Source organism: Streptomyces sp. UG1 (genome assembly GCF_049974585.1).
In the GTDB taxonomy this organism is placed as follows: domain Bacteria; phylum Actinomycetota; class Actinomycetes; order Streptomycetales; family Streptomycetaceae; genus Streptomyces.
Genome location: NZ_JBNGGG010000043.1, coordinates 106,004 through 116,419, shown reverse-complemented (window position 1 = coordinate 116,419; position 10,416 = coordinate 106,004). Strand labels below are relative to the sequence as shown.

The window sequence follows — 10,416 nt, the reverse complement described above, 5'->3', positions numbered from 1 at the left end:
CAGCCCGTCCGGCGTTTGAGGACAAGGCCCGTTCAGGGCCGGCAGCGGGGGTCTGGGGGCGCAGCCCCCAGAGAGCGCCCGGGGTCGAAGGGGCGGCGCCCCTGGGGATGGGACGGGTAGGGGCGGCGGGGGCGAGGAAAGGGTCGGTACTCGCGGCGGGGGTGGCTGAGAGAACGGACGTTATCCACAGCCTCCGGCGCCCGCTCGCGCAGCGACGTACGCTGGAACCCCCGGCCCGTCACGCGCGTCGGGCCCTTCGTGTTGCCCACCCAGGACGGAAAGCGCCTCCGAATGAGCCTGCACGGTCTGCTCGACGCCGTAGTCAAGGACACCGCCCTCGCGGAAGCGATCACCGCCGCCGCAGACGGCAACCGCATGCACGTCGACCTGGTCGGCCCCCCGGCGGCCCGCCCGTTCGCGATCGCCGCCCTCGCCCGCGAGACCGACCGCCCCCTCCTGGCGGTGACGGCGACCGGCCGCGAGGCCGAGGACCTCGCGGCCGCCCTGCGCTCCCTCCTCCCCCCGGAGGGCGTCGTGGAGTACCCGTCCTGGGAGACCCTCCCGCACGAGCGCCTGAGCCCGCGCAGCGACACCGTCGGCCGCCGCCTGGCCGTCCTGCGCCGCCTTGCCCACCCCAGCTCCGACGACCCCGAGACCGGCCCGGTCTCCGTTGTCGTGGCCCCCGTCCGCTCGGTCCTCCAGCCCCAGGTCAAGGGCCTCGGCGACCTGGAGCCAGTGGCCCTGAGGACCGGTCGGACCGCCGACCTGAACGCCATCGTCGATGCCCTCGCCGCCGCCGCGTACGCGCGCGTGGAGCTCGTCGAGAAGCGCGGCGAGTTCGCCGTACGAGGCGGCATCCTGGACGTCTTCCCGCCCACCGAGGAACACCCCCTGCGCATCGAGTTCTGGGGCGACGACGTCGAGGAGATCCGCTACTTCAAGGTCGCCGACCAGCGGTCGCTGGAAGTCGCCGAGCACGGCCTGTGGGCCCCGCCCTGCCGCGAGCTGCTCCTCACCGACGACGTACGCGCACGCGCGCGTGCCCTCGCCGAGGAGCACCCCGAACTCGGCGAACTGCTCGGCAAGATCGCCGAGGGCATCGCGGTCGAGGGCATGGAGTCCCTCGCGCCGGTCCTCGTCGACGACATGGAGCTGCTGCTCGACGTCCTGCCCAAGGGCGCGATGGCCGTCGTATGCGACCCGGAGCGGGTACGCACGCGTGCCGCGGACCTCGTAGCGACATCCCAGGAATTCCTCCAGGCGTCCTGGGCCGCCACGGCCGGAGGCGGCGAGGCGCCCATCGATGTCGGCGCGGCCTCCCTGTGGTCCATCGCGGACGTACGCGACCGCGCGCGCGAACTGGACATGATGTGGTGGTCGGTGTCGCCGTTCGCGGCCGACGAGACCCTCGACGCGGACACCCTCAAGCTCGGCATGCACGCCCCCGAGTCCTACCGAGGCGACACCGCCAAGGCCCTCGCCGACACCAAGGGTTGGCTCGCCGACGGCTGGCGCACGGTCTTCGTGACCGAGGGCCACGGCCCCGCGGCCCGCACGGTCGAGGTGCTCGGCGGCGAGGGCGTCGCGGCCCGCCTGGAGGCGGACCTGGGGAAGATCTCCCCGTCCGTCGTCCATGTCGCGTGCGGCTCGATCGACTACGGCTTCGTGGACCCCGTCCTCAAGCTGGCCGTCCTGACCGAGACCGACCTGTCCGGGCAGAAGGCGGCCGGCAAGGACGGCGCCCGGATGCCGGCCCGCCGCCGCAAGACCATCGACCCGCTCACCCTGGAGGCGGGCGACTACATCGTCCACGAGCAGCACGGCGTCGGCCGCTACATCGAGATGGTGCAGCGCACCGTCCAGGGCGCCACGCGCGAGTACCTCGTCGTCGAGTACGCCCCCGCCAAGCGCGGCCAGCCCGGCGACCGGCTGTACATCCCCACCGACCAGCTCGAGCAGATCACCAAGTACGTCGGCGGCGAGGCGCCCACACTGCACCGTCTGGGCGGCGCCGACTGGACGAAGACCAAGGCGCGGGCCAAGAAGGCCGTCAAGGAGATCGCCGCGGATCTCATCAAGCTGTACAGCGCGCGTATGGCGGCCCCCGGGCACGCCTTCGGCTCGGACACCCCCTGGCAGCGCGAGCTGGAGGACGCCTTCCCGTACGCCGAGACGCCGGACCAGTTGACGACCATCGCCGAGGTCAAGGAGGACATGGAGAAGTCGGTCCCGATGGACCGCCTGATCTGCGGCGACGTCGGCTACGGCAAGACGGAGATCGCGGTGCGGGCCGCCTTCAAGGCGGTGCAGGACGGCAAGCAGGTGGCGGTCCTGGTCCCGACGACCCTCCTGGTGCAGCAGCACTTCGGCACGTTCAGCGACCGCTACTCGCAGTTCCCCGTGAACACCCGGGCGCTGTCCCGCTTCCAGACCGACACCGAGGCGAAGGCGGTCCTTGAGGGCCTGCGCGACGGCTCGGTGGACATCGTCATCGGCACGCACCGGCTGTTCTCGTCGGAGACCAAGTTCAAGGACCTGGGCCTGGTCATCGTCGACGAGGAGCAGCGCTTCGGCGTCGAGCACAAGGAGCAGCTCAAGAAGCTGCGCGCGAACGTCGACGTACTGACGATGTCCGCGACCCCGATCCCGAGGACCCTGGAGATGGCGGTCACGGGGATCAGGGAGATGTCGACGATCACGACCCCTCCCGAGGAGCGCCACCCGGTCCTGACCTTCGTCGGCCCGTACGAGGAGAAGCAGATCGGCGCCGCGATCCGCCGCGAACTGCTGCGCGAGGGCCAGGTCTTCTACATCCACAACCGCGTCGAGTCCATCGACCGCGCGGCCGCCCGCCTGCGCGAGGTCGTCCCCGAGGCGCGTATCGCCACGGCACACGGCCAGATGTCGGAGCAGGTGCTGGAGCAGGTGGTCGTCGACTTCTGGGAGAAGAAGTTCGACGTCCTGGTGTCCACCACGATCGTCGAGTCCGGCATCGACATCTCCAACGCCAACACCCTGATCGTGGAGCGCGGCGACAACTTCGGCCTGTCCCAGTTGCACCAGTTGCGCGGACGCGTGGGCCGGGGCCGGGAGCGCGGCTACGCCTACTTCCTCTACCCCCCGGAGAAGCCGCTCACGGAGACCGCCCACGAGCGCCTCGCCACCATCGCCCAGCACACCGAGATGGGCGCGGGCATGTACGTCGCCATGAAGGACCTGGAGATCCGGGGCGCCGGCAACCTGCTGGGCGGCGAGCAGTCCGGCCACATCGCGGGCGTCGGCTTCGACCTGTACGTGCGTATGGTCGGCGAGGCGGTCGCGGACTACCGGGCGTCCCTGGAGGGTGGCGTCGAGGAGGAGCCGCCGCTGGAGGTCAAGATCGAGCTCCCGGTCGACGCGCACGTCCCGCACGACTACGCGCCCGGCGAGCGGCTCCGCCTCCAGGCCTACCGTTCCATCGCCTCCGCCAACACGGAGGAGGACATCAAGTCCGTACGCGAGGAACTCGTCGACCGCTACGGCAAGCTGCCCGAGCCGGTCGAGAACCTCCTGCTGGTGGCGGGTCTGCGCATGCTGGCGCGCGCGTGCGGCGTCGGCGAGATCGTCCTGCAGGGCAACAACATCCGCTTCGCACCGGTGGAGTTGCGCGAGTCCCAGGAGCTGCGGGTCAAGCGCCTGTACCCGGGCACCGTCATCAAGCCGGCGGTGCACCAGGTGCTGGTGCCGCGTCCGAAGACCGCGAAGGTGGGCGGTAAGCCGCTGGTCGGGCGGGAGTTGCTCGGGTGGGTCGGGGAGTTCCTGGCGTCGATTCTGGGGTCGTGAGCGGGTGTCGAGCAGATTGCGAGCCACACCGCCGCCGGGTACGAGGCGCCGTAGAGGCCGTAGCCGCGATGACGCCTGCTAGTCGTCGACGCGCACCTCGGTGTTCTGGCAGGCGTGCAGCAGCCAGCGTCCGTCGTCCTGCCTGGTCATGACGTACAGCGGGGCGCCTTCCGTGTCGCCCTGCGGCGAGTGGTAGACCTGCCGGACCTTGACGGCCGCCACGTCGGGGCGCAGGAGCTGGGTGTGCACCACCTCGTAGGTGACCTCGCCCTCCCAGGTCGCGGCGGGCAGTACGGCACGGGTGAACTCGGCGATGGCGTCGCGGCCGATGAGGACCTTGCCGTGGCCGGTGGTCCACAGCGCGTCGGGGTGGAAGAGGGCGAGGAAGCCCTCGGGGTCCTTGGCGCGCTGGGTGCGCTCGACGGTGGCGACGACCTCGGCGATGGCCTTGCGATCCGCTGGTTCGATGGTCATGCCGATCACTGTGGGACCTCAAGTGGACTTGAGGTCAAGCCTCTTCTGTGCGCCCGCTCGGCGGACCGCTCCGGAACAGCATCGCCGCCAGCGTCCGGAACGCCTCCTCGGGGTCCCGGTCGCCGACCGGCCCGTCCAGGTTGTGGCTGAGCAGCAGCGTGGCGAAACCGTGGGCCAGGGACCAGGCGGCGACACCGGCGAGCCGGGGGTCGATGCCGAGTTCCTCCGGGCGTACGGCGGAGACGGCGCCGCGCAGGGCGTCACCGGCGAGGGCGCGGGCCGTGGTCAGTTCGAGGTCGTCGGCGCGCAGCAGCTCGGGTGTGAACATCACCTGGAAGTGCGCGGGGTGCTCGCGGGCGAAACGGACGTAGCGCACGCCCGCGTCCCGCAGGTCCGCGGCCTCGATGAGCGCGGTCGCCAGCAGTCCGAACCCCTCGGCGGCGATCGCCGTGAGCAGCCCGGTGCGGTCCCTGAAGTGATGGGCCGGCGCCGCGTGCGAGACACCGGCACGACGGGCGAGGTCGCGCAGGCTCAGCGCGGACGGGCCGTCGGCGGCGATGACGTCCAGCGCGGCGGTGAGGACGGCCCGGCGCAGGTCGCCGTGGTGGTAGGGGCGGCGGGCGGAGGACGGCTGGGTCATGGCAGCAGCGTACGCGCAGTCTAGGCAATGACAAGTTTCCTGGATCTAGCCATTGACAAGTTCGGGCGGTATCGGGCAGTCTTGTCAGTGTCAAGTTGTGGAGAGCGGGGATTTCGAACCGGGGGAGTCGCGTCATGGTGGAGAAGTACGACGGTGATCTGGGGCCCGATCGCGTACGACAGTTCTGGCACCTGCTGGAGCCGCTGCACGCGGTGCTGTACTACGCGCCGCAGGCCTTCGAGGAGGTGGCGGCGCTCGGTTACGCCACGGAACAGCGCTGGCCGAGCTACTTCCCGTACCGGGCCGCGCCGTTGGGAGCGGTGGGCGCGAAGCAGGTGACCTCCGCCTTCTACAGCTTCAGCCCGCGCATGGTCGCCGAACACATCGACCCCGCTTGGAAGATCGCGAGCCCCGAGGCCGTGCTGAGAGCCCGGACACGCGGTATCGACCGGGCCTTCCGGGCGATACTCGGCGACCGGACGGACAGTCCCGAGCTGGCGGAAGCCGCAGCCCTCGCCCGCCGCGCGGCCGAGGCGGCGAACACCGCGGGCCGTCCGCTCGCCGCGGCCAACTCCGCGCTGGACTGGCCGCAGGCCCCGCATCTCCAGCTCTGGCACGCGGCGACGATCCTGCGCGAACACCGCGGCGACGGCCACATAGCGGCCCTGCTGTCGGCCGGCCTCGACCCGGCCGAGTCGCTCGTGTCGTTCGCCGCGATAGGCGCCGCGTCCGTCGAGCGCTTCGAAAGCCGTGGCTGGAGCGGGGAGGAATGGGCGGCCGCCCGGGAGCGGCTGACCGCGCGAGGTCTGGTCGACGCGGACGGCAGGGCCACGGAGGCGGGCCGCGAACTGCGCCGCGAGGTCGAGGAGCAGACCGACCGGCTCGCCGCCGCGCCCTGGCGGTCGCTCACCCCGGCCGAGGTGGACCGACTCGTGGAACTGCTCGGTGAGTTCTGGGTGGCGGTGCTGTCCTCCGGTCTGCTGCCGTCCGAGACGACCCTGGGGATCGGGAAGGTCTGAGCCGGCGGCCCCGGCCGTCCGGTTTCGCCCAGGAGGGCGCGCGGGGCAGTGCGAAGCCGCCCGCTGGAGCTGGACCTCCGCGGACGGCCTCAGTGCTCAAGGTGCTCCGGCCTCACGGCTGCTCGGGCCTGTCACGGTCCATGCCGAACTCGCGCTCCATCCGCTGCTGCGCGTCGTCGACCTGGCGCTCGTACTTGTTGCCCGTCTTCTCGTTGGCCTTCCGCTCCGCGGCGTCGGACATGTCCCTGGCCTTGTCCTGCGCGTGGCGGTTCTTGAACCTGTCGAAGATGCCCATCCAGAGCTCCTTCCGGAGGTGATTCACCACCGACGATACGCCCGGGTTGCGAAGTATGCGCGATTGGCCCCGTCGTGGTCTGGACCTTCGGGGCGGGCCTCCCGAATGCCGCCGTGCGCCGGGTCGCTAGCGTGTGCGTGACGGTGTACCAGGGCAGTCCGCCAGTGCGGGGCGGAACGCGCGGCAAAGGGGAGGGGCGCGTCGTGATGCGTCTGAGGGGCGGGGCGGCGAGCGCCGCGGCGATGCTCGGCATGGTGCTGGTACTGGCGGGCTGCGAGAACGTCGATCTGTCCGTGGACGACGAGCCCTCCGGCTCCGCCGTCCCGGCCACCGGCTCCGGCCGCGCCGCGAGCCCGCTGGACAACCCCGACGGAACCAAACCGGGGCTCGCCCCCCTGACTTCGGACGCCGACCGGGCCGAGGGGCGGGCCCTCATAGCCAAGGTGGCGACGAAGGGCCGCGGCCCCAAGACGGGCTACGACCGGGACGAGTTCGGCTACGCCTGGATGGACTCGGCGCCGGGCGGCATCCCGTTCGCCCGCAACGGGTGCGACACCCGCAACGACCTCCTCAAGCGCGACGGCGAGGACATCCGCTTCCGCTCCGGCTCCGACTGCGTCGTGACCTCCATGACGCTGCGCGATCCGTACACGGGCCGGACGATCGAGTGGACCAAGTCCCGTGCCACGACCGTGCAGATCGACCATGTGATGCCGCTGTCCTACGACTGGCAGATGGGTGCCTCCCGCTGGCCGAAGGGCAAGCGCCAGGACATCGCCAACGATCCCCTCAACCTCCTGCCGGTCGACGGGCCGGCCAACGGCTCCAAGGGCGACTCCGGCCCCGCGACCTGGCTGCCCCCGAACAAGCGGATCCGCTGCTCGTACGCGGTGCGGTTCGCCCAGGTGTCGCTGAAGTACGAACTGCCGGTGACGACCGCCGACAAGGAGATGATGCTGCGCCAGTGCGGAGGGTGACCCGGAGCGCGAGCGGGCCAAGCCGCGCGTCGAAAACGGCTTTCCGGCGCCGCGGTCCCCACATACCGTTTCCGGCATGGAAACGAAGGTGTCGAGCCTGGCGGAACGCCCGGAGATGCTCGAGCGGGTGCTGGCAATGGCGGACACCTGGCCGGAGTTCGTCGTCCAGGACCCGGTCGGCAACGCCCACTACGGCCGGATCCCGCGCGAGTTCCCGGAGTACGCGCTGTTCGCGGAGGACGAGCGGGGCGAGGTCGTCGCCCAGGCCTTCAGCGTGCCGTTCGCGCTCGACGCCGCCGGACGCGGCAAGCTGCCCGCCCGGGGCTGGGACGAGGTGCTGGTGTGGGCCTTCGCCGACCTGCGCGCCGGCGTCCGCCCCGACACGGTCAGCGCCATCTCCGTCGTCATCGCCCCGCACGCACTGGGCGGCGGCCTGTCCACCCGGATGCTGTCCGCGATGCGCGACAACGCCCGCGCCCTCGGCTTCCGCGAGGTCGTCGCCCCGGTCCGCCCCAACGCCAAGCACCTCGAACCGCACACCTCCATCGAGGAGTACGCCCACCGCCTGCGCACCGACGGCCTGCCCCACGACCCGTGGCTGCGCGTCCACGCCCGCGCCGGAGCCACCATCGACTCCATCGCCCCGGCCTCCATGACCGTCGCCGGCTCGCTGGAGGAGTGGCGCCGCTGGACCGGGCTGCCCTTCGACACCCCGGGCGACATCGCGGTGCCCGGCGCGCTGGTGCCGGTGCGGTGCGAGCCGGAGCGGGACTACGCGGTGTACGTCGAACCCAACGTGTGGATGCGGCATCCGCTGTGAGCCACGCGGAAGGTGAGCCTCCGCGTGACCTGAGCCGAAGTGCGAGTGATCAGCACGACAACGGTTCGGTACAACCGGTGACCGTATGTCGGTGTCGACCTATACGCTCGAAGCGACAATCGCACGACCGAGGTTGCCCCGCACCGGGCGGCAGAGCCGGTCGATCCCGTCCGCCCACTTCAGGCTTCAGGAGCAACCATGCAAGGCCACGGCTATCCGCAGCCGGTGAACCAGCCGCCGCCCACCGGTTGGCTGGTCTTCCTGCGCGTGGTCTTCGTCGTGATCTCCGTGCTGAGCTTCGGCCTGCTGATGTGGGCGATGATGCTCCGCCTGGCCATCGTGACGCGCAGGGCGCTCGACTGGTGTCTGTTCGCGGCGTCGATCGTGGTGGAGTTCCTCGGCCTGTACCTGATGGGTTCCGAGCCCGGCGAGGAGATCCACACCGCGGGCGGCTGGATCGGCCTCGCCCTAGTCCTGGGCGGCATCGTGGCCTCGATCGCGTACTACCTCTCCGCCGAGATACGCCACTTCCACCAGCTCCGCTTCCCCGGCTACAGCGCGCAGCCCCCGGTCCAGGCCTACGGCTACCCGCAGCCCCGGTCGCCGTACACCGCCACGACGGTGCCGCAGTCGCCGGTCCGGCAGGCGCCCGCGCCACACACCCCGATACCGCAGACACCGGTCCCCCGGACGCCGGCCCCGCCGCCCCCGCAGCGCCCCGCGCCCGCCCGTATCGACCAGGTGCGTGCCGAACTCGACGAGCTCAGCGACTATCTGCGCCAGCACGACGGCCGGCAGGACGGCAACCACGAGGGCGGAAGGTGACCGTGGCGACAGGACGCGTCGTCGCCGGCCGCTATGAACTGTCCACGCTCATCGGACAGGGCGGCATGGGACAGGTCTGGACGGCGTACGACCGACGGCTCGACCGGCGCGTCGCGGTGAAGCTGCTGCGCCCCGACAAGGTGGCCGGGCAGGAGGCGGACGAGCTGCGCCGCCGCTTCGAGCGCGAGTGCCGGGTGACCGCGCAGGTCGACCACCCCGGGCTGGTCACGGTGCACGACGCGGGCCGCGAGGGCGAGGACCTGTTCCTCGTCATGCAGTACGTCGACGGCGTCGACCTCTCCGCGCATCTCGCCGAGCACGACCCTTACCCCTGGCAGTGGGCGGTCGCGGTCGCCGCGCAACTGTGCGCGGTGCTGAGCGCCGTGCACGCCGTGCCGATCGTCCACCGCGACCTCAAGCCGCGCAACGTGATGGTGAAGCAGGACGGCACGGTCACCGTCCTCGACCTCGGCGTCGCCTCCGTCATGGACGCCGACACCACCCGCCTCACCCACACCGGCACCCCCATCGGCTCACCCGCCTACATGGCCCCTGAGCAGGCCATGGGCGGCGCGGTCGGCCCGTACACCGACCTGTACGCGCTCGGCGTGGTGCTGCACGAACTCCTCAGCTCAGACGTGCCGTTCTCGGGCTCCACCGCGCTCGGCGTGCTGCACCGGCATCTGTACGAGCCGCCGCAGCCCGTGCGCCAGGTCCGCCCCGAGGTCCCCGAGGCGCTCGAAGCCCTGGTCCTGCGCCTGCTCGCGAAGGACCCGCAGCACCGCCCCGCCTCCGCGCAGGAGGTGTACGAGGACCTGGCGCAACTCCTGCCCGCGCGCGGGACGCCCACCGGAGCACCCCTGGACCCCACTCGCCCCTTCCTGCGCCCGCACGCCCCCTGGCCGGACCGCGCACGCACCCCCGCGCCCCAGCCCACGCCCGCCACCCCCATCACCCCCGACACCGACAAGCCGGACGTCGCGCGCGCCGTCGACGAGGTCAAGCGACTCCTCGGCGAGGGCCGTATCACCCAGGCCGTCGACATCCTCGGCTCGATCCTGCCCACCGCGGCCGAACAGCACGGCGAGCACTCCCCGGTCGTACGCACCCTGCGCAAGCAGTACGCCGCCACGCTCATGGACGACGGCCAGTACCGGCGCGCGCTGCCCGAACTGCGCCGGCTCGCCGACGAACGCGCCGCCGAGGCCGGCCAGGCCGACCCGCAGGCCCTGCGCTTCCGCTTCGACGTGGCCCAGTGCCTGGAACAGCTCGGCCAGCCGGCCGCCGCCCTCACCGAGTACCGCGCGCTGCTGCCGTACTACGAGAACCAGTACGTCTCCGGCAACCCCGAGCTCGCCCACGACGTACGCCGCCGCATCGGCCACCTCCTGCTCGCCCTGGGCGACCGCCCCGCCGCCCACGACACCCTGGCCCGTCTGCTGATCGACGTGGAGCGCCTGCACGGCCCGGGCCACCCGGTCGCGGCGGAGGTACGGCGGACCCTGCAGTGGCTGGGGCAGGTGCGCGGCTAGGCGCCGGGCCGC

The 10,416-nt window shown here is 71.7% G+C and carries 9 protein-coding genes; 6 read left to right on the top strand and 3 right to left on the bottom strand.

Annotated elements, in window-relative coordinates:
* The first annotated feature begins 291 nt into the window (after window positions 1-291).
* Window positions 292-3,822, top strand: coding sequence for a transcription-repair coupling factor (mfd, locus tag ACP4J3_RS38885; protein ID WP_426541050.1), 3,531 nt, complete (start codon window positions 292-294; stop codon window positions 3,820-3,822).
* 78 nt (window positions 3,823-3,900) lie between these two features.
* Here the strand turns inward: mfd and ACP4J3_RS38880 are convergent, their stop codons facing one another.
* Together ACP4J3_RS38880 and ACP4J3_RS38875 are read right to left on the bottom strand one after the other, a co-directional pair.
* Complete coding sequence (locus tag ACP4J3_RS38880; RefSeq protein WP_426541049.1) at window positions 3,901-4,296, bottom strand: SgcJ/EcaC family oxidoreductase; 396 nt, start codon at window positions 4,294-4,296, stop codon at window positions 3,901-3,903.
* 34 nt (window positions 4,297-4,330) lie between these two features.
* Entirely contained in the window at window positions 4,331-4,936 is a 606-nt protein-coding gene (locus ACP4J3_RS38875; RefSeq protein WP_426541048.1) for a TetR/AcrR family transcriptional regulator, read from the bottom strand.
* A gap of 134 nt (window positions 4,937-5,070) precedes the next feature.
* Here ACP4J3_RS38875 and ACP4J3_RS38870 point away from each other — a divergent pair, with 134 nt between their 5' ends.
* Window positions 5,071-5,955, top strand: a complete 885-nt coding sequence (locus ACP4J3_RS38870) for an SCO6745 family protein (protein WP_426541047.1) — start codon at window positions 5,071-5,073, stop codon at window positions 5,953-5,955.
* A gap of 112 nt (window positions 5,956-6,067) precedes the next feature.
* Here ACP4J3_RS38870 and ACP4J3_RS38865 read toward each other — a convergent pair whose 3' ends face one another.
* Window positions 6,068-6,250 (bottom strand): Rv0909 family putative TA system antitoxin, encoded by a 183-nt coding sequence (locus ACP4J3_RS38865; RefSeq protein ID WP_426541046.1) that lies wholly within the window; start codon window positions 6,248-6,250, stop codon window positions 6,068-6,070.
* A 206-nt stretch (window positions 6,251-6,456) separates the two neighbouring features.
* On the opposite strand from ACP4J3_RS38865, the gene ACP4J3_RS38860 reads away from it, so the two are divergent.
* The 4 genes from ACP4J3_RS38860 (at window position 6,457) to ACP4J3_RS38845 (ending at window position 10,404) form a co-directional block, all read left to right on the top strand.
* Window positions 6,457-7,227, top strand: a complete 771-nt coding sequence (locus ACP4J3_RS38860) for an HNH endonuclease family protein (RefSeq protein ID WP_426541057.1) — start codon at window positions 6,457-6,459, stop codon at window positions 7,225-7,227.
* A gap of 76 nt (window positions 7,228-7,303) precedes the next feature.
* Window positions 7,304-8,047, top strand: coding sequence for an N-acetyltransferase (locus ACP4J3_RS38855; protein WP_426541045.1), 744 nt, complete (start codon window positions 7,304-7,306; stop codon window positions 8,045-8,047).
* Window positions 8,048-8,245: 198 nt separating this feature from the next.
* Window positions 8,246-8,872, top strand: a complete 627-nt coding sequence (locus tag ACP4J3_RS38850; protein WP_426541044.1) for a hypothetical protein — start codon at window positions 8,246-8,248, stop codon at window positions 8,870-8,872.
* A gap of 38 nt (window positions 8,873-8,910) precedes the next feature.
* Window positions 8,911-10,404 carry a protein kinase domain-containing protein gene (locus ACP4J3_RS38845; protein ID WP_426541056.1) on the top strand — a complete coding sequence of 498 codons (1,494 nt, stop codon included), beginning with the start codon at window positions 8,911-8,913 and terminating at the stop codon, window positions 10,402-10,404.
* Window positions 10,405-10,416: the final 12 nt, after the last annotated feature.